Origin of the sequence: Streptomyces sp. NBC_00190 (assembly GCF_036203305.1) — a bacterium.
In the GTDB taxonomy this organism is placed as follows: domain Bacteria; phylum Actinomycetota; class Actinomycetes; order Streptomycetales; family Streptomycetaceae; genus Streptomyces.
In genome coordinates, this window is sequence record NZ_CP108131.1 from 277,922 (window position 1) to 294,801 (window position 16,880).

Sequence of the window (16,880 nt, forward strand, 5' to 3'; positions counted from 1 at the left end):
CATGTTCACCGCGTGCCGCCGCCAGTGACCGAGGTACGGCGAGGCGTCACCCCGGATGCCGGGACTACGTCCCCCTGGTGGACTCCTTCCAGCAGGCCGAACATCTGGTCGAGAACTCTTTGGAAGTCACTCCAGGGAGCCGCCCGGTCCTCGCCGTCGGTGGTGGCGTCCGTCGGGCCTACGCCCGCTCGCTTCGAGGCCATGCGCCACCTCTTGAACTCCTCGGCCGGCTCTTCACCGGTCGTCGTGTGTGCGCCCAGCGTGCCTGGGGCGCCTTCCCCGCTGCTGGAGGTTCATGCGCAGGAGCTGGCCCAGCAGGTAGGCCAAAGGAGCCTCGAAGCAGACCGTGGCCGCCGACGGAACGGTCGGGTTCATCGCTGACCGACCGTTCGTCGTACCACCGAGCGTAATGGGGCCTGCGGACGTCTTGGCCGAGCTCCGCGTGACCATACCGACCAGGCCGTGGCCGTCGATGACTGGCACAATCGGCCGGAAGCCAGGGCGCGGCCGGTGAGGTCTGGGCGGGGCGGACCCTCGGGGCGGGTCCGCCCCCCGGGATGTCGGATCAGGTGTGCAGGAGGCTGTTGACGCCGTCGTGGCCGTCGGCCTGGTCCTCGTCGAACCAGTAGTCACCCGCCGCCAGGTAGCGGAAGGAATGCACGCTCTTCGCCGGCAGGCCGACCGTGACCGCGCGGGTGCCGTCACTGCGCGGCTGAAGGGTGTGGGCGCCGGGCTTCCATTCGTTGAAGTCACCGACAACGCTGACCGGGCCCGGCGGGATGTCCGCGGGCAGGACGAAGGTGACCTGGGCACGGTCCTTGAGCAGCTTGCGTTCGAGCATGGCGGAGAGCTCCTGCAGACGGGTGGCTGTTTCGGCTCATCCTGCAGCCCACACCGAGGGCAGGCACCTCCACGCGGCCGCCCGGGCCCCCGGCTTCACCCGCCCGGCACTCGAAGCAACGGAGATACGGGACTTGAGACCGCCTTGCCGGTACTCAGCCGACCGCCACGGCCGGCTCCGCCCGAACCGGGGGAACATCCCCGGCCGTGGCGTCCAGGCGCAGCCGCTTGAAGCGCACCGGGTACCGGTAGACCCCGCCCCGGTCGACGGCTGTGTCGGCGCCGATCTCCGCGACGAGGTCCGGGCGGACCAGGGTCACTTCCAGGACCGCCACGGGCCTGCGGCTCGTCCACCGGAGACGCGCCGACAGGTCTGACTCCTGTTCCTGGCACTCGCCACCAGGCGGGCCGCCAGGCAAGGCAGCCTGGCGCCGCCGCGCGGGACACTGCCCGGCAGCGGCCGATGGGCCGGGGACGGGCCGCGGTAGACGCCCGGTCCTCAGCCGGCGAGGGCGACGAGCCTTCGGTACTCCAGTTGGTCTGACCGTCTGGCCGTGAGATGGACGCGAACGTCCGGGAGATACTCCTTCAGGGCGGCGTAGCCGGCTGTGTAGGACTCCTCCTGCCAGCCAGCACCCGATGGCACCCACAAGATCAGCACCTGCTCGTGCCTGCGCGCGCCTTCCGGGGTAGCGAAGGAAAGCTCGTGCACGACCAGACGCGCCTCGTCCACGGGCAGGGCCGCGACCAGCTCCTCATGGGTCAGATTGCCCTCCACCTCCACCAGCAGTACATCCGGGGTTTCGGCGAAACGAAGGATCACGGTATTGATCTCCCGCGTCTCCTTCAGGTGGTGGAGGACCTCACGGCAGCCTTCCAAGAGGCCGATCGAGCTGCTCACGAAAACCTCACTCCGCTGATGGCCTGGGGATCACCCATGCGGTTCAACCTTCCACCCCGGGGCGACGACCCTGGGTCGGCCTCGGGCAGCAGCCCCAGCATGTCCAGCAACCGCGCCAGGTTTATTGGATCGGCGGCGTGTGCAGCAACAGCCCGGCAGGCCGCCGCTCGGTGCGCGCTCCCGGAACACGCCAGGAGATCCGGCTCGTCACAGCCAAAGGGGTCCTTCACCCCGCCGATCTCACCACCCTCACCCGCCACGCGCAGCCGAACTACTCCACCTGCCCCGCGGTTCGCCTGGCTCTATGCACTGGCAGGGCGGATCTGTCGCGGGATCAGGGGGCGGGCTCGTACACGACGGTGGTGTCCGGGCAGTCCTGCAGAGCGAGGAGCGCCTGACGCTCGGCCTCGTCCGCGGCCAGATCCCAGCGCAGCTTGGTGGCGACCCGCGTCGCGACGTACTGGCAGTGGTAGCCCGCCGACGGCGGGAGCCACGGTTGACCCGGAGGGCTGCCTGGGGCGATCACGAAGGGCACCGTGATCCGGTTGACGGTCGGGAAGCTGCCCAGTGGCGGGGTGAACAAGCCAGTCTGGCTGTGCGGCACCGGTGCCACCGTGCAGGACGTCGACCGGTCGAGCAGACGCTCGGCTGGACCCGGCCCAAGCTCCGGCCCGCCACTCGACCAGAGCCGGGTCGGTAGCCGATGTCGGCCCGGCCCGCGCGACCCTGCCCAGAGCTCGGGGCCGGCCGGGCTCGGGCCTGGCTGACATTCGACGGCGACCGGGTCCCTACCGTTGGGCGCACGTCCAAGCACCCATCCCCTGCATCGCGGCCAGCCTTCCGGCCGTGGCGATCTGCTCCGATCTAGTCGCCAGGTCGGCTCGGGCGGCGTACCGGAGGCCACCCGCGGCCTTCCAGCTCGACCGCGTGAACTGCAGACCGCCGTAGTGCCCATTACCCGTGTTGGCAGCCCAGTTGCCACCGGACTCGCACCGGGCGATCGCGTCCCAGTTGACGCGAGGTTTCGAAGATGCGGCCGCAAGAACACTGGAAGGGGTCAGTATCACCTGACACAAGAACACCGCGCTAAGCAGTGCCATGACGGTGCCTCCAGTTCGCTGGCTGTCCTGGAAACGAGACATCAATCCTCCTTCATCGGCAGACAACCCCACAAGATCTGTCCCGCCTACGGCCCTCCGGCCGTGTACGCAGCACACCACGCCTCCTTGCCGCTCCCCGCGCTTTGCGACAGGCGAACGGGCTACGCCACCCGTACGGACCTTGCCAGCGCCGCCGGGCGCCAGCGGGCAGACACGAGCGCCGCCCCACACTCGATGTGGTTGCCTCGCGAAAACGGCGAAGCCGGCCATAGCATCGAAGAGGCGGCTGCCCTCGACCTGACGGTACGAACCACCGTCTCTTGACTGCGCCGACTGGAGTAGAGCACCAGCTCAGCTCCGGGAATCGAGCCGCTCGCCGGGCAATCATCACAGCAGGGGTCCATCAACCGCGGACCTCCGACAGGACCCGGGGCCACCCAGCCCGCGCGCCTGAGAGCACCGGCAACGAGACCGCGGCCGATACGGCCGGAATGGAGAGGCACACCAATGACCAGACAACATGACGACAACGAGTCCTCTTCTCCCTCCGAAGAACCGCAAGCGGCCGAGCCCACTGGCGAACTCGGCCAAGCCGACGAGCCATGGGCCCTCCCCGACGGCAAGGCCACGGCCAGAGAAAGAACGGCCGCACTCAAGGAACACACCATCGCCAAAGCCAAACAGGCCGCCCACCAGGTCCACGAGAAAACCGGCCAGGCAACCGAGCTCGCGAAGAGTAAGACACCCGAGCCAGTTCTCCACACGGCGGAACAAACCGCTGCGCACGTCCGCGACACCGCATCCAGAGCGGGACACATCGCAGCCGACAAAACCCCCGACGCGGTGCGCGAAAAGGCTGCTCAGGCGGCGCACGTGGCCCGATCCAAGTGGACAGCCCTGATTCCAGTGGGGGTCGCCCTCCTCGTCTTCGTCCTCATTCGCCACAGTCGTCGGAACCACTGAAGGCGCGAAGGGTCCGTGGTGCTGCAGTTGAGCACGGCGGGGCGCAGGAAACCCCCCGTTGTTGTGCGGGGCCGGGACAACGAAGCCGGGATCGGCAGGGGCAGGCTGACCAGTGAGTTCGCCGCGTTCGTCGGACTGCTGGCGGTCAAAGTGCGCCCCTGTAGGCCCGCGCCCCGGAGGCGAAGGGGCTGCCGGGTAGGGCGAACGTCTATCTGGAGACGAGCGTCCTGCCCGCGAGGACGTTCACTGATCCGGACGACTTCCACAGCCAGTTGGCTGCCTGGCTGCGGCAGGCGGGCGCTGCTTGGCCTTCCTCCGCCAGCCTCTGTGACTCCATTGCACCCGGACGCTCCGTTCGAGGGCGGCGGCCAGACGAGGCGGACCCGGCCATAGCGGACCGGCTTCGCCGCCCGCCCGAGAGCGGGCCGCCCACACCAAGCGCAGGTGTCACCCGCCAGCTTGACCTCCACCAGTGCGCGTCGAGCGGGCCGTTGGGCGAGCTTGGCCTGCTTGGTTCGAGGCCCGCTTCTGGAGCTCAGTGGCCATTTCGCCGGGATGGAACGCGACCCCGCCCAGCTGTACGAGGCCGAGTTGGACCTGCTGTCGGCCGGCTGAAGGCAGTCGAGCAGTCCACTGCCGCCGATCGTCCCGTGCTGCGTCCGGTCGCCGCCCTGACTAGTCGTGGGGCGGGAGGAGGGGGCCGAGGGGGCCGAGGTCGATGTTGAGGTCTTCCAGGGCATAGCCGTGTTCGGCGCATAGGTCGGCGAGGCTGTCGTGGAGGGCGAGGAGGGTGGCGCCGAGTTCTTCTTCTTGTTCATCGGTGAGATCGCCGGCATCGACGCGTCGCAGGGCTTGGCGTTCGATGAGCTGGCGCAGCAGCTCGACGATGGTGAGGACGAGTTTCAGGAGGTCTTCCCCGACGCTGTCCGGGTCGGTGGTCAAGCGGTGGGCGGGGCGGGTGGGTTGGTGGGGGGCAGGGGGTGGCTGGATGAGGCGAAAGGCCTGGGACAGACTGTCGCCGAGGTCTTGGAGGCGGCCTGGCCTGGAGCGTGGGGGCGGGGGGTGTTCATGGCTCATTGCGTCCGCCGTTCTGTGCCCGCGCGGGGGTGGTCTCGGAGCTGACGGAGACGATGAGGGCGCGCAGTGAGATGCGGACGAGGTCGATGTCGGCAATGGACAGGACGACGTCGCCGGTGAGGACGACTCCACCGCTCAGGAGCCGGTCGAGGAGGTCGACGAGGGCGACCTGGCGGCCGGGCAGGGGCTCTCCGCGTTCGCTGACGGTCATCGCGGTGGCTCGGGGGTGTCGGCCGGGGCGGGTGCCGGCGTGGCGAAGGAGTAGGGAGCCCAGGGGCCGGTGACCTCGATGCGCAGGTCGGGAAAGCTCCGGGCGGCGTCGGCGATGGCAGCTTGGAACTGCTCGGCCTGGTCGTCGGGGATGAGGTAGGCGTCGTTGAGGACATTCTCCTGCGGGCCGGTGAGTTCTCCGCGCTGGGGTGCGTGTCGTACGCGCTGGGTGGTGTGGCGAGATGCGATGGCTTCAATGATCTCGGCAGCCTGCTCAGCTTGCCGGTAGACAGCGTCACGGGAGTGGCGCTGGGCTCTGCGGGCCTGCAGGTAGGCCTTGCCCGGGCTGGCGGGTGGGGCTGGGGCGGCGCTCGGGGGCTGCCCGGCGGCGGGTGTGAGGTAGACCTTCACGCCGTATTCGGTGTGGGCGCGCAGCTGGTCGAGGCGCTGGGTGAAGACAGCCTGCTGTGTCGAAAGCGCTTGCCGGGCCCGATGGTCGTCCTGGTAGACGGTGGCCATCCGCAGGGGCAGGACGGTTGCGCGGGCGGCGACGGCCTGGACGACCTCGTGATGGGTGCGCGCGACGTACTCGAGCCAGTCCAGGTCCTCGAAGTGGCTTTTGAGGGCGGTCTCGTTGAAGTCTTGTTCGGGCACGTCGCTGGCGACGAAGGCAAGCTGTGCGAGCGACGTGCCGGGGGCGGAATCAGTGGTGTCGCCAGTGGGGGGAAGGAGCCTGAGCGGAGCCTGGCCGATGCCGTGCAGGCCCGCGAGGGCCTGGTTGAGCGGCCCGGGGTGGTGGGTGACTGCGTAGACGTAGGTGAGGTTGCCAGTGGTCACGGTGGGCTCTCCCGTCGTCGGTCGGCCGGTCGGCCGACCGGCTCCTCACCCGCGGCTCCTTCTTCGTCGCCGCTAGGTCCGAGCCGGCCGCGGAGGGCTTCGAGCTCGGCTCGCAGGCGGCGGTTCTCCTGTTCCAGGGGGCTGCCTGTGTGCCGGGTGGAGAGGGAGGGGTCGTGCTCCCACCAGTCGATTCCCATCTCCTTGGCCTTGTCCACGGAGGCGATCAGGATCCGGAGTTTGATGGTCAACAGCTCGATGTCGAGGAGGTTGATGCGGATGTCGCCGGCGATGACGATGCCCTTGTCCAGGACCCGCTCCAGGATGTCGGCGAGGCTGGAGGAGGAGGTCTGCCCGTACGGCACCGGCGAGCGGGAGGCGAAGCTTCCGGGTCGGCCGGGCAGGGATTCACTCACGACGGCCCCTCCTTCCTCAACTCAGGGAAGCTGCTGCCGGAATGCTGCGATCTCTTCCAGCCGGTCGATCAGCTCGTCCTCTTCGCGGTCGAAGGTCTCCTGGTCGATCTCTCCGCGCAACAGCTGCTGCTCCAGCTCGGCCAGCTGGCGCCAGATCGGAGCGGGGTCGTAGTACTCCTCTTCGGCCTTGTCGACCACGCGCTGGGCGACCCAGGTGACAGCGCGTACCGGTGCGACAGGAAGCGTCAGCAGGTAGGTCAGGAGTCCCATAGCGTTCCCCCTTCGTGAGCGGGGTGGTTACTGGACGAAGCTGTAGGGGGGCAGCGGTCCGGAGAAGCGCAGGTCGATGTCGCTGCCGATCTCCCGGGTCAGGTTGACCTCAGCGGTACGCAGGGCCTCCTTGTGCTCTTCAGGTACGAGGAGGGAGAGGTTGAGGAAGTCGCTCCCGGCGGGCGGGTGAGCCAGATGCTCGCGGGAGAAGGGGACGAGGGCCTCGGTCAGGCCGGCCGCCAGGGTTTCCTGGCGTACCTGCACCTCGCGGGCGACTATTTCGCCCAGTGCGAGCGGCAGGCCCGGATCTCGGTCTCCGCCGCGGATCCGGTCGTTGAGGTCGTTCGCCTCAGGCACGTCCTGAAGGATCTGCTCCAGCAGGGGTGCCTCATCGGCCTGCGAGGCCCTGACGTGGTACTCGGCGCAGCCCTCCAGGCGCTTGAGCGCGCCGAGGTAGCTCTCCGCGTTGGAGTCAAGTGCCTGGCGGACCGCGAGGTCGTCGGTGGCGATGTAGCCGAACTGCAGCGGCAGGATCACCCCATCGGCCATCAGCAGCTCCTGGACCTGTTGGTGGGCGGTGAGGTCGCGGCGTTTGGGCCGGATTTCCTCGGCGATGTCGCTGACCACCGCACACAGCGGTCCAGCGGTGACCGTGCGCAGCGGGGAGGGGTCGACACCGACGCTGCTGCCGCCGTCCAGGCGCAGGGGGTGGTCCTTCGCGGTGATCGAGTAGACGTAGAGCGGCATCGGTTACTCCTTCTCCCTCCGTACGGGGCGCCGGGCAGCAGGCCGCCGCCGCCTGGGCGCCTCTTCCTCCGCCTCTTCGTCCTCTTCCGGCTCCGGGGACTTGGAGAATTTACCGGTCACGGAATCGGTCACGGCCTCGACGGCTCCGCTGATGGCTCCCTTTGCCTTCCCGCGGGCCCCGCCTTCGAGCATGTTGCCCATGACGTCGGGAAGCTGGGCGGGGGCCTTGCGGCCTGCTTCGAGGTCGAGGCGGTTGCAGGCCTCGGCGAAGCGAAGGTAGGTGTCGACGCTGGCCACCACGATCCGCGCGTCGATCTTAATGAGTTCGATGCCCACCAGTGAGACGCGGACGAAGACGTCGATGACCAGCCCGCGGTCGAGGATGAGCTCCAGGACGTCGTAGAGGCTGCTCGTGCCGCCTCCTTGCCCTCGGGCGACGGGGCCGCCGCCCTGCGGCACCATGGTCATGGCGCCTCCTTCCGCCGGCCTCCCGAGCGCTCACGGCAGCCGGTCGATCATGCCGCGGGTGTAGCGGCGCGTGCGTTCGTAGGAGATCAGCTCGCCGTCCTCGTCCAGCGCGACCCGGTAGCTGGCCATCACGCTGGTGGTGTCCGGGATGCGTTCCAGCTCCACCACCTCCACCTGCGCCTCCCAGCCGTCCTCGGTCGGCTTGAGCGAGGAGACGGAATCCGGAAGCCGGCCCAGAAGTTCAGCGAGCTGCCGCGCCGCAGCCCGCATAGCCGCCGCCGCGCCAGCCGTTCCGGAATGGCGCCGGGGCGCACCGCGCCTGGGCGTGTTCCTGTCCTGCCCTGCGCCATCGCCGGCGGCGTGCGACGAGGCTCGCCGGGGGCGTGCAGGTTCCGCTGCGGCCATATGCCCCTTCCCTGGGGAGACGGCATCACAGAAACTAGAATGTCACCAAAATCAGGTATAAGCCCCGCATCGGGGCATAAGCCTTTTTGGGACGGCCCCGGCCAGACCCCTCCTCATCGGCGGGCGGCACGCGCGCGGTGATCTGCTGCCCACCAAGACCGTAAGCGCCCTGGCAGGGGAATGATCATGGAGGACACCACCAAGATCGCGCTCGCAGCCGCTGTGGCTGGGGGATACCCACTCGGCCGGGCGAAGAAGGGCCGCCTGGCGTTCACCGTGGCAACCTATCTCGCCGGTCGCCGCTTCGGACTCGAACCCGGACAGCTGCTCAAGGAACGGGCCTCTCGGCTCAAGGAGATGCCGCAGTTCGAAGAACTGGCCGAGCAGCTGCGCGGCGAAGCCCTCGACGCCGGCCGGCAGGCGCTGGCCGTCGCGGCCAACCGCAAGCTCGCAGACCTCGCCGGCTCACTGCACGAGCGCACTCTCGAACTCTCCCGCGGCACCACTGGAAGCGGTCGGGACAGCGAGGACGAGGACGAGGAACCGTACGAGGGCGAGGAAGCCGAGGACTACGCGGAAGAGGACGAGGAGGGGTACGCCGAGCCCGAGGACGAAGCGGAAGAAGACGAAGAGGAAGAGACGGAGGAGGAAGAGGAGCCTCCCCCGCCGCCCCGCCGGGCCCGCACCTCGGACCGCGCCCGGAGCGGCAAGACCGCGGCCTCCGGCCGGAGGGTCGCCCAGCGACCCGCCCCGGCGAAGAAGGCAGCACCTGCGAAGAAGTCCGCCCCAGCGAAGAAGACAGCCGCGAAGACGTCCTCACCTGCCAGGAAGGCGGCGGCGAAGAAGAGCGCTGGCGGGCGCCCGGCGAAGAAGAGCGCGCCCGCCAAGAAGAGCTCCCCCAGGGCGGTTGCGAGGAAGAGCAGCGCCCCGCCGCGCAAGAGGAGCAGGGGGCAGAGCCCGGCACGCAAGAGCGCCGCCACCAAGGCCACCACCAAAAAGAGCACAGGCCGCAGCCCGGCCCGTAAGACGGCCGCCAAGAAGCCGGCTGCCCGCAAGCCCTCCACGCGGAGGTAGGCCATGGCAAGCTCAGCCCGCACCAGCTCGCCTCAGGCCCCCTCTGGGGTGGACCAGCTACTGAAGGAACTCTCGGGTTACCTCGCCGCCCAAGCCGAGCAGCTGGCCGACAAGGCCGCCGACAAGCTCTCCGATGTCACCGATCAGCTCTACGACGTCGCCGACAACAACGGCAGCCTCTCGGATATGGTCGGCATCGGTGGTCGGCTCCTGCAGGGCGACTCCCCCCTCAAAGCCATCGCCGGCCAGAAGCTCGCCAACCTCAAGGACAAAATCACCGAGGCCTTCGGCGGCGGTAAAGGCCGCAAGAGCGGCGGCGGCAAGGTAGTCAACATCGTAGAAGCGATCGACGTCGGCCTCCCGCTGCGCACGACCTACGACCACTGGACGCAGTACGAGGACTTCAGCGGCTTCGCCAAAGGCGTCCGCGATGTCTCCCGCGACGACGACACCACCAGCGACTGGAAGGTCAAGGTGGGACCCTCCACCCGAAGCTGGAAAGCCACCGTCCAGGAACAGATACCCGACGACCGCATCGTGTGGACCTCCCAGGGAGCCAAGGGCACCACCCGCGGCTGCGTCGCCTTCCACGAACTCGCCCCGTCACTGACCCGCATCGTCATCGTCGTCGAATACCACCCCTCCGGACTGTTCGAAAAGACCGGCAACCTATGGCGGGCCCAGGGGCGTCGCCTGCGCCTGGACCTCAAGAACTTCCTGCGCTACACCATGCTCACCACCGACGAACCAGAAGGCTGGCGCGGCGAGATCCGCGACGGCGAAGTCGTCCAGACGCACGAAGAAGCCCTCGAAGAAGAACAAGCCGAAGACGCAGAGGAAGACGAGTACAGCGCCGAAGAGGACGAGAGCGAGGCCGAAGAGGAGGACGAGAGCGAGGAGCAGGGCGAAGAAGGAGCCGAGGAAGAGGACTACGAAGAGGACTACACCGCCAACCAAGACGAACCCGAGGAAGAAGCCGACGGAGAAGAGCACGAAGCCTCTCCATCTCGCCGACGCTGACGCCGACAGCCCGCATGAGGACCCCCTGGGACGCCAGGGGCACACACGTGAGGGCCGGCGCAGAGCATCTCCCGCCGACCCTCACCCCCGGGCACCTCACGACTCAACATCACCTCGGCGTCTCAATGCTTCAGTGTGTCTTTCGCCTTCTGAACAGTCTGCTTGGCGTCGCCAAGCGCCTGCTCGCCCCGCCCCTTGGCCTCCAGAGATTCGTTCCCCACAGCCTTGCCAGTGGTCTCCTTCATTTTCCCCTTGCTCGTCTTCGCCACGTTCTTGACCTTCTTACCCGCACCCATCCCTCTCACCTCCAGACCGCTCAGCGCGGCACTACGGCTTGCTCAGCCTCTACCCCGCATACACGAACCAACACACAATCCGATACAAACGGGATGGAAGGTGAGATGGTCGGCCGCCGCGGCGGTTGCGCCTGCGCGAGTAGGCCCGTTGCCAGGACCACCGCGGACCGGAGGCGTAGCCAGCCAATCGCCCTGGGTACACGTAAGGCGGCCACTTCCCATGCCTCTTTCACCTTGCTTGCTCTTGGTGGCCTTCGTCACGTTCTCGATCTTCTTTCCTGCGCCCACCCGGCTAACGGTGCCAACCCAGCCTCTTCCTCGAAAAGACAACAAGAACGCGCTTGGCGAAAGCCGCAACGGCAGATGAATCGTTTGAGATTCAGCTATGCGGATATATCCATGGGTGTCTGGACTTCGAAGGGACCCGACATGAGTGCCGGTGAGAAAGCGAAGGCTGAGATCGAACGAGTTACAGGGAGGGCTGTGAAGAAAGCAGCCCACGCCCTGGGCAAGGAGTCTCTCGCCGCCAAAGGCGCCGCTCTGGAGGCCCGGGGCAATGCACGACGCACCAAGGAGAAGGGCAAGGACGCGTTCCGTTGACCGCGCGCGCCAAGGCGACTTTCGCCTGCGTGCGGAGCCAGCATTAGCGCGTCTCTTTGCACGACAGGACAGAAGGAATCATGGGAATACTTGCTTGGATCCTTATCGGGCTGCTCGCGGGCATCATCGCCAAAATGCTGATGCCCGGGAAGGACCCGGGCGGCCTCATCGTCACCACGCTGATCGGCATCGCGGGCGGCCTGCTCGGCGGATGGCTCGGCAAGGTGATCTTCGGCGTCGACTCCATCGACGGCTTCTTCGAGCTGTCGACGTGGATCGCCGCCATCATCGGCTCCTTCATCCTCCTCGGCGTCTTCCGCCTGTTCAGGCGTGCGACGCGGTAACGGGTCGACGACCGAGGTGACGGATTCCCACACGTGAAACGGCTTCCCCTCCGCCGGAGAGGGCGAAGCCGTTTCGTCTTTCGCCTGCCACGGCCGGGCGGCCGGGGCGCGATCGAGGGCTCATGCCGCACCGGCACGCGGTCCCGACCGCCGGTGCGGCACCCAGGTCCCAGGTCGGCCCGGGTCGCCCTAAGCACGGCATGAGGCACCACACGGCACGAAACACACGCCCGAGTGCCCGCCGCACGCCCCACACCATCAGTCGCACACTCCACACCATCAGTCGCATGGAAATCCGGCCCATGACGGCGCGGGGTGACCAGCGCGCGAGCGCCCGACGCCTGCTCCATTTGTGGCGGCGGCCCCTTGAGGTGAACTTCACGAGCGTCTCCTGACGGCCACGAAACTAGGGAAAACGCTGATTACGGCGCTGCCAGCGCCAAGCGCGAGGCCGTGGGCCCCACCTGGCAGCAGCGCCGATGCGATGACTCCGGCGGAGGCCGCACCGTCCGTCCGGCGCACCGGTCACCATGGGATCGCTGGGACCCCTTGCCCACACAGGGACTCCTCCATAAGCCCGTCTACTCCCCTATTTCGACTCCCAAACATAGAGAACGCCGCCGACGTCGATCTCGGCTTGAACCGCCCGGCACCGGGCAGGCGCCCTATGGAAAGGCCTTGGAGGCACGTCTCCATCCACGGGAGATAGCCATGAACACCTCGCATCCGCTGGCCGTCACCGCCGAGGATGGCGGGACGGCCTGGTGCGGGGAAGAGCTCGATCGCCGAGGCGTTGGGGCGGAGGCTGGCCGCTCCGGTCGTGTCGGTGGATCCGATCGAGGCGGCGATGCGGCGTGCCGGGGTGGATCGCAGCCAGCCCACGGGCCTTGCGGCGTATGTCGTCGCCGAGGCCGTGGCCGACGGTGTGCTGGCCCTGGGCCACAGAGTGATCATCGATGCGGTCAACGCGGTGAAGGAGGCGCGCGAGCAGTGGCGGCTGCTGGCGGCTCGTCACGGCGTGCCGGTGGTGTTCATCGAGGTGGTGTGTTCGGACGCGTCGGTGCATCGCAGGCGGCTTGAGGGCCGGTCCCGGGGGATCGAGGGCTTCGATGAGCCGACGTGGGAGGCTGTGGAGCGGCGACGGGAGGCGTTCGCCCCGTGGGCCGATGACCCGGCTGGTGCTGGATAGCGTGATCGACTTGCCGTCGAACGTCGCGACGGCCCTGAAGTTCCTGGCCGCAGCTCCCTGATTCCTGAACGAACAGGCGCAGCCACAAACCGGTGCTGGCACTGGAGGGCGAGCATTGCGCATCGCCCTGGACGGCACGAGCGCCCAGCCCAACAGGGCCCACTACCCTGCCGGCATCTCGGCGGCGCGGCTTGGCCAGAGCACCCACCAGCACGGTCCTGGCTTTGCCCGCACGTGTCGGCGAGGGGTGGGCTTGTCTGCCTCAGGTCCTGACCCGCCTCGTCCGTGCGGGTGACAGTCGCCGGGCGGCCGGGCGCCGCGGTTTCTGGTGGGGAACCCATCAGGCCGGGCGGGACAGACCCGTCCCGAACACGCATGGAGGCGACATGGGGCATGGCGGGAATGTCATCGACGAGCTGATGGCCGACCACCGGGAGGTGGAGGAGATGTTCAGCCGCATCCAGCCCATGACCGGCGCCGGGCAGGAGCTCCGTGATCTCATCGACGAGATCACCATCGAGCTGGTGCGGCATTCGGTCGCCGAGGAGCAGTACCTCTACCCGGCGGTACGCGAGCACGTCGAGGGCGGCGGCCGGATGGCGGACAAGGAGATCGAGGACCACGGCCGCGTCGAGAAGATCCTCAAGCGGCTGGAGAAGATGACCACCGAGGACACACAGATGAGCCCGGTGCTGCAGCAGCTCATGGAGGAGGTCGCTGCCCACGTCCAGGACGAGGAGACCAACCTTTTCCCGATGCTGAAGAGAGCCTGCACCCCTGAACAGCTGAACGATCTCGGTGACAAGATCCGCCGTGCCAAGGCCATGGCGCCCACCCGCCCGCACCCCGCCGCGCCGAGCACCCCGATGGCAAGCAAGCTCCTCGCACCGGGCGCCGGTCTGGTGGACCGGGCGCGCGACTTCGTGACCGGCCGCGGCAAGTCCTGAAGCCCTGACTTGGCGGCGGGTCCGACCGACACGGTCGCGCGGGACTCGCCGCCGCTGGGCAGATGGTGCTGTGCGTCACACCGTGCACCCGCCGCTCCCGCCTACACTGGTCGGCCACGAGCGGAGCAGCGCAGCTTCGCGCCGCAGCTCGCGGACCCGGCACGGGCCAGGGCGAGCATGCCCCCAAGGAAGCCGCCGTGTCCGCCGATCTCGCACCCGTCATAGCCGCCGGCACGCGCTGGCTGCTGACTGCCTTCCCGCCCGCCCCTGGCGCGTTCAGCCAGGCCCTGGCCGAGATCCAGGCAAGGCAGGCCGTCACTCTCGCCGCCGTCCTGCGCTACCCGACCGCGCTCGACGCGCAGCTGCTGCATCTCCTCGGCCCAGGCGGAAGCGGCCGGCTGGACTGGCTCACCGGCGCCGAGCACCAGAGCGCCGACGCCGACACCGCCTGGCGAACGTGGGTGGACGAAACCGTCGTCAGCTGGGCCGCCTGCCTCCTCGCCGACCCCGTCCTCGCCCTTGCCGCCGAAGCCCACCACCTCGTCGACGGTGGCCAGGCTGGTGAGGTCACCCGTCTCACACGCCCCGGCGACCACGAACACGACGCCGCGCCCTTGCTGCGCCACCCCGACCTGCTCGAACCGGTCGCCGCCCTCCACCGAGCGCCGCTGCTGGATCTGCTGGACAACGAGAACGCCGCATTGGGGTAGGGGTCACTCGGCTGGTGACCAGAGGGCCGCCAGGGTCCCGCTGCCTGGGGACAGGCGCTCCCAGCCGCCGGGCACGTCCACCACCACGACGCCCGAGGTCGGGAACCCCGCCCTCACCCGCTCCAGCAGGTCCGGAGGGCCGTCCCCGCACAGGCCGGAGGCCAGCTCGTGGATGCCTGAATTGTGGCCGACCAGCGCCAGGCAGTAGAGGCCCGGTCCCCGTTCGGCCAGTACGGTGGCCAGCATGCTCGGGGCCGCGTTGTAGAGCCGCTCGTCGTACACGGCGGGCGGCGGGTCCTTGAGTGCCGGGACCGCGAGCTGCCAGGTCTGCCGCGTCCTGCGGGCCGGGGAGCACAGCACCAGCTCGGGCTCGAAACCGGAGTCCGCGAGCCAGCGCCCCGTCCGGGGTGCGTCGGCCTTTCCGCGCTTGCTCAAAGGACGATCGAAATCGTCGATCGGCTGATCCTTCGGCACGGACTTGGCATGCCGCACCAGCAGCAGCCGGCACCGGGCCGCCCTATCGGAGGCCGGGGACGCCGGCCGGGGCCCGGGATCCGAGGTCATGGCCTTCTCCTTCCGGGTGGGTCGGTGGTCGGGTACACCGTCATGCTGGGGTCGGTCCGCGAAGGCGGCACCACGGCGGCCGGCTACGCACTCGTGAGCACGTGCGGAGAAAGATTCTTGATCATGGTGCGGGCCCAGCGGATCTGTCTGAGCGTCTGGGGGTGGCATGACGAGACGAGCTCCAGGAGGCGCCCGTCCCTGCCCTGCTTGGGCTGGTTGGTGCCGATCCCGGCGCGACCGATCACGGTCAGGGTGTAGTACTCCTCCAGGAACAGCTGACCACTGGTGGAGAAGCCGATCGAGCCCGGTCCCCGCCGGTCGAGGAGTTCACGCGACCGTGCCACCACCCTCCCCATGGCCGTGTCCCAGTCGCATTCGGCCAGACGGCCGCCCTCGCGGACCAGCGGCCGGGTGAGCCGGTCCGGTGAGGCGTTGGCCTGCCAGCCGAACAGGTCCTTCGGACCGAGACGCCCCGGTTGACCCGGCCGGCGGCGCGCCCCCGCACCCCGACGATGCGCCCGCCGCGGACGGCGATGTCCATGGCGTCGCCGTCGGAGTGCAGGAGGGGGCCGCCTGTGCCCAATGCTCGACGTCGGACGGGGCCGTGCCCGGCTCAAGGTGCGTGTCCGTGCGCTCGGGCCAGTCCGTGCCGGGACCGTACGGGGTGCGGGCCCCCCACGGGTCGGCGATCCGGTCCACTGACGTCTCCACGGGTCACCTCCGGCTGGCCGAGTGGACGGACGGTTCACCTCGCCTACCCGCGATCCCGTGGCCTACCCGCGATCCCGCCGCTCAACCGGCTGCGCGGCGGCCCGGTGCACCCGCCCGGAGGCCGGTACGGCCTGGCCCGACCACCCCGGCGGCCCCGCGCATAGGCCGCAGGCGGCGGGGAAGGCGCACGGGGCACGGACGCGGGCACCTCCGGTCCGGGGCGGGGTGCCCGTACGACCAGGAAGGACACCACGGTGAACAGCCCGGTACCCGACCCCAGGACCGCCCACCCCAGGCCCGGCTTCCCCGCCCAGGAGCAGGCCCCGCCGGGCCGGACGGCCGCCATGGACCCCCGGCCGGACCACGGCGAGGAGTCCTACCGCGGCTGCGGCCGCCTCGACGGGCTGCGCGCCCTGGTCACCGGAGGCGACTCCGGCATAGGGCGCGCCGTGGCCCTCGCCTTCGCCCGGGAGGGGGCCGACGTCGCCTTCACGTATCTCCCCGAGGAGCAGCCGGACGCCGACGAGACGGAGAGCCTGGTCCGTGAGACCGGGCGCAAGGTGCTGCCGATGACAGCCGACGTCCGCGAGGAGGCCGTCTGCCGTGAGGTCGTCGACCGCAGCGTGGGCGCGTTCGGGCGCATCGACGTCCTCGTGAACAACGCCGCCTACCAGATGGCACAGCCCGACGGCATCCTGGCCATCACCACCGAGCAGTTCGACCGCGTGCTGCGCACCAACCTCTACGGCATGTTCTGGCTCACGAAGATGTCCCTGCCGAACATCCCGTCCGGCGGCAGCATCATCAACACCGCCTCGGTCCAGGCGTACAAGCCGAGTCCCCCGCTGCTCGACTACGCCATGACGAAGGGCGCCGTCGTCACCTTCACCCAGGGCCTGGCCCAGATGCTCGCCCCACAGGGGATCCGGGCCAACGCGGTCGCTCCCGGCCCGGTGTGGACGCCCCTCATTGCGGCGACGATGCCCGACACGACCGAGTTCGGTAAGCAGTCCCCCCTCGGGCGGCCGGCCCAGCCCGCCGAAATGGCCCCCGCCTACGTCTTCCTCGCCTCGCCGGAGGCGAGCTACATCACCGGCGAGATCGTCAACGCCACCGGCGGCACTCCCCTGCCGTGAGCCGACCCGGCCCGGCGGGCCGGGGGCAAGGGTCCCTTTCCGTCGGGTGATCAGAGCA

General features: G+C 69.0%; 23 protein-coding genes and 1 pseudogene. 8 read left to right on the forward strand and 16 right to left on the reverse strand.

Annotated features, from left to right (window positions below; translation table 11 throughout):
• Nucleotides 1–565: 565 nt before the first annotated feature.
• From OG429_RS01490 to OG429_RS01510, 5 genes are all read right to left on the reverse strand, one after another.
• A complete protein-coding gene (locus OG429_RS01490) occupies nt 566–841 on the reverse strand; it encodes an isoamylase early set domain-containing protein (RefSeq protein ID WP_328923442.1) in 276 nt (91 codons plus the stop codon).
• A gap of 154 nt (nt 842–995) precedes the next feature.
• Nucleotides 996–1,175, reverse strand: a complete 180-nt coding sequence (locus tag OG429_RS01495; protein WP_328923443.1) for a hypothetical protein — start codon at nt 1,173–1,175, stop codon at nt 996–998.
• A 164-nt stretch (nt 1,176–1,339) separates the two neighbouring features.
• Nucleotides 1,340–1,741, reverse strand: coding sequence for a hypothetical protein (locus OG429_RS01500; protein ID WP_328923444.1), 402 nt, complete (start codon nt 1,739–1,741; stop codon nt 1,340–1,342).
• Between the two features lie 334 nt (nt 1,742–2,075).
• Nucleotides 2,076–2,324: a hypothetical protein gene (locus OG429_RS01505; RefSeq protein ID WP_328923445.1), complete on the reverse strand. Its 249-nt coding sequence runs from the start codon at nt 2,322–2,324 to the stop codon at nt 2,076–2,078.
• Between the two features lie 205 nt (nt 2,325–2,529).
• A complete protein-coding gene (locus OG429_RS01510; protein ID WP_328930126.1) occupies nt 2,530–2,841 on the reverse strand; it encodes a transglycosylase family protein in 312 nt (103 codons plus the stop codon).
• A 507-nt stretch (nt 2,842–3,348) separates the two neighbouring features.
• On the opposite strand from OG429_RS01510, the gene OG429_RS01515 reads away from it, so the two are divergent.
• Nucleotides 3,349–3,804: a hypothetical protein gene (locus tag OG429_RS01515; protein WP_328923446.1), complete on the forward strand. Its 456-nt coding sequence runs from the start codon at nt 3,349–3,351 to the stop codon at nt 3,802–3,804.
• A gap of 675 nt (nt 3,805–4,479) precedes the next feature.
• Here the strand turns inward: OG429_RS01515 and OG429_RS01530 are convergent.
• The 8 genes from OG429_RS01530 to OG429_RS01565 all read right to left on the reverse strand — a co-directional run bounded on the left by OG429_RS01530 (nt 4,480) and on the right by OG429_RS01565 (nt 8,231).
• Complete coding sequence (locus tag OG429_RS01530; RefSeq protein WP_405680664.1) at nt 4,480–4,746, reverse strand: gas vesicle protein K; 267 nt, start codon at nt 4,744–4,746, stop codon at nt 4,480–4,482.
• Between the two features lie 124 nt (nt 4,747–4,870).
• Nucleotides 4,871–5,092, reverse strand: coding sequence for a gas vesicle protein (locus tag OG429_RS01535; protein WP_328923448.1), 222 nt, complete (start codon nt 5,090–5,092; stop codon nt 4,871–4,873).
• Nucleotides 5,089–5,928 (reverse strand): GvpL/GvpF family gas vesicle protein, encoded by an 840-nt coding sequence (locus OG429_RS01540; RefSeq protein WP_328923449.1) that lies wholly within the window; start codon nt 5,926–5,928, stop codon nt 5,089–5,091. The genes OG429_RS01535 and OG429_RS01540 overlap by 4 nt, the downstream gene beginning before the upstream one ends.
• The gene (locus OG429_RS01545) at nt 5,925–6,341 is read right to left on the reverse strand and encodes a gas vesicle protein (RefSeq protein ID WP_328923450.1); all 417 of its coding nucleotides are present in this window, start codon (nt 6,339–6,341) and stop codon (nt 5,925–5,927) included. The genes OG429_RS01540 and OG429_RS01545 overlap by 4 nt, the downstream gene beginning before the upstream one ends.
• 21 nt (nt 6,342–6,362) lie before the next feature.
• A complete protein-coding gene (locus OG429_RS01550; RefSeq protein WP_328923451.1) occupies nt 6,363–6,611 on the reverse strand; it encodes a gas vesicle protein GvpG in 249 nt (82 codons plus the stop codon).
• Between the two features lie 27 nt (nt 6,612–6,638).
• Nucleotides 6,639–7,358 (reverse strand): GvpL/GvpF family gas vesicle protein, encoded by a 720-nt coding sequence (locus tag OG429_RS01555; protein WP_328923452.1) that lies wholly within the window; start codon nt 7,356–7,358, stop codon nt 6,639–6,641.
• Nucleotides 7,359–7,361: 3 nt separating this feature from the next.
• Nucleotides 7,362–7,826 (reverse strand): gas vesicle structural protein GvpA, encoded by a 465-nt coding sequence (locus tag OG429_RS01560; RefSeq protein ID WP_328923453.1) that lies wholly within the window; start codon nt 7,824–7,826, stop codon nt 7,362–7,364.
• A gap of 30 nt (nt 7,827–7,856) precedes the next feature.
• Nucleotides 7,857–8,231 (reverse strand): gas vesicle protein GvpO, encoded by a 375-nt coding sequence (locus OG429_RS01565; protein ID WP_328923454.1) that lies wholly within the window; start codon nt 8,229–8,231, stop codon nt 7,857–7,859.
• A gap of 186 nt (nt 8,232–8,417) precedes the next feature.
• Here OG429_RS01565 and OG429_RS01570 point away from each other — a divergent pair, with 186 nt between their 5' ends.
• Nucleotides 8,418–9,305, forward strand: a complete 888-nt coding sequence (locus tag OG429_RS01570; RefSeq protein ID WP_328923455.1) for a histone protein — start codon at nt 8,418–8,420, stop codon at nt 9,303–9,305.
• A 48-nt stretch (nt 9,306–9,353) separates the two neighbouring features.
• Nucleotides 9,354–10,325, forward strand: a complete 972-nt coding sequence (locus OG429_RS01575) for an SRPBCC family protein (RefSeq protein ID WP_405680663.1) — start codon at nt 9,354–9,356, stop codon at nt 10,323–10,325.
• Nucleotides 10,326–10,447: 122 nt separating this feature from the next.
• Here OG429_RS01575 and OG429_RS01580 read toward each other — a convergent pair whose 3' ends face one another.
• The gene (locus OG429_RS01580) at nt 10,448–10,621 is read right to left on the reverse strand and encodes a CsbD family protein (RefSeq protein ID WP_328923457.1); all 174 of its coding nucleotides are present in this window, start codon (nt 10,619–10,621) and stop codon (nt 10,448–10,450) included.
• 680 nt (nt 10,622–11,301) lie between these two features.
• On the opposite strand from OG429_RS01580, the gene OG429_RS01585 reads away from it, so the two are divergent.
• The 4 genes from OG429_RS01585 (at nt 11,302) to OG429_RS01600 (ending at nt 14,411) form a co-directional block, all read left to right on the forward strand.
• The gene (locus tag OG429_RS01585; protein WP_328923458.1) at nt 11,302–11,565 is read left to right on the forward strand and encodes a GlsB/YeaQ/YmgE family stress response membrane protein; all 264 of its coding nucleotides are present in this window, start codon (nt 11,302–11,304) and stop codon (nt 11,563–11,565) included.
• Between the two features lie 748 nt (nt 11,566–12,313).
• Complete coding sequence (locus tag OG429_RS01590; protein WP_328923459.1) at nt 12,314–12,754, forward strand: AAA family ATPase; 441 nt, start codon at nt 12,314–12,316, stop codon at nt 12,752–12,754.
• 386 nt (nt 12,755–13,140) lie between these two features.
• Nucleotides 13,141–13,701, forward strand: coding sequence for a hemerythrin domain-containing protein (locus tag OG429_RS01595; RefSeq protein ID WP_328923460.1), 561 nt, complete (start codon nt 13,141–13,143; stop codon nt 13,699–13,701).
• A 197-nt stretch (nt 13,702–13,898) separates the two neighbouring features.
• The gene (locus tag OG429_RS01600) at nt 13,899–14,411 is read left to right on the forward strand and encodes a hypothetical protein (RefSeq protein ID WP_328923461.1); all 513 of its coding nucleotides are present in this window, start codon (nt 13,899–13,901) and stop codon (nt 14,409–14,411) included.
• A 3-nt stretch (nt 14,412–14,414) separates the two neighbouring features.
• Here OG429_RS01600 and OG429_RS01605 read toward each other — a convergent pair whose 3' ends face one another.
• Entirely contained in the window at nt 14,415–14,975 is a 561-nt protein-coding gene (locus OG429_RS01605) for a SixA phosphatase family protein (protein ID WP_328923462.1), read from the reverse strand.
• Between the two features lie 215 nt (nt 14,976–15,190).
• Nucleotides 15,191–15,686, reverse strand: a pseudogene (locus OG429_RS01610) (molybdopterin-dependent oxidoreductase); the annotation flags it as partial.
• Nucleotides 15,687–15,940: 254 nt separating this feature from the next.
• Between OG429_RS01610 and OG429_RS01615 the strand changes: the two are divergent.
• Nucleotides 15,941–16,822: an SDR family oxidoreductase gene (locus tag OG429_RS01615; protein ID WP_328923463.1), complete on the forward strand. Its 882-nt coding sequence runs from the start codon at nt 15,941–15,943 to the stop codon at nt 16,820–16,822.
• Nucleotides 16,823–16,880: the final 58 nt, after the last annotated feature.

What these genes read in the sequence shown, in the direction of transcription:
- OG429_RS01565 (WP_328923454.1), bottom strand. Translation starts at nt 8,231, where the DNA reads ATGGCCGCAGCGGAACCTGCACGCCCCCGGCGAGCCTCGTCGCACGCC.
- OG429_RS01580 (WP_328923457.1), bottom strand. Translation starts at nt 10,621, where the DNA reads ATGGGTGCGGGTAAGAAGGTCAAGAACGTGGCGAAGACGAGCAAGGGG.
- OG429_RS01515 (WP_328923446.1), top strand. Translation starts at nt 3,349, where the DNA reads ATGACCAGACAACATGACGACAACGAGTCCTCTTCTCCCTCCGAAGAA.
- OG429_RS01585 (WP_328923458.1), top strand. Translation starts at nt 11,302, where the DNA reads ATGGGAATACTTGCTTGGATCCTTATCGGGCTGCTCGCGGGCATCATC.
- OG429_RS01595 (WP_328923460.1), top strand. Translation starts at nt 13,141, where the DNA reads ATGGGGCATGGCGGGAATGTCATCGACGAGCTGATGGCCGACCACCGG.
- OG429_RS01605 (WP_328923462.1), bottom strand. Translation starts at nt 14,975, where the DNA reads ATGACCTCGGATCCCGGGCCCCGGCCGGCGTCCCCGGCCTCCGATAGG.
- OG429_RS01570 (WP_328923455.1), top strand. Translation starts at nt 8,418, where the DNA reads ATGGAGGACACCACCAAGATCGCGCTCGCAGCCGCTGTGGCTGGGGGA.
- OG429_RS01510 (WP_328930126.1), bottom strand. Translation starts at nt 2,841, where the DNA reads ATGGCACTGCTTAGCGCGGTGTTCTTGTGTCAGGTGATACTGACCCCT.
- OG429_RS01560 (WP_328923453.1), bottom strand. Translation starts at nt 7,826, where the DNA reads ATGACCATGGTGCCGCAGGGCGGCGGCCCCGTCGCCCGAGGGCAAGGA.
- OG429_RS01590 (WP_328923459.1), top strand. Translation starts at nt 12,314, where the DNA reads ATGGCGGGACGGCCTGGTGCGGGGAAGAGCTCGATCGCCGAGGCGTTG.
- OG429_RS01535 (WP_328923448.1), bottom strand. Translation starts at nt 5,092, where the DNA reads ATGACCGTCAGCGAACGCGGAGAGCCCCTGCCCGGCCGCCAGGTCGCC.
- OG429_RS01555 (WP_328923452.1), bottom strand. Translation starts at nt 7,358, where the DNA reads ATGCCGCTCTACGTCTACTCGATCACCGCGAAGGACCACCCCCTGCGC.
- OG429_RS01550 (WP_328923451.1), bottom strand. Translation starts at nt 6,611, where the DNA reads ATGGGACTCCTGACCTACCTGCTGACGCTTCCTGTCGCACCGGTACGC.
- OG429_RS01490 (WP_328923442.1), bottom strand. Translation starts at nt 841, where the DNA reads ATGCTCGAACGCAAGCTGCTCAAGGACCGTGCCCAGGTCACCTTCGTC.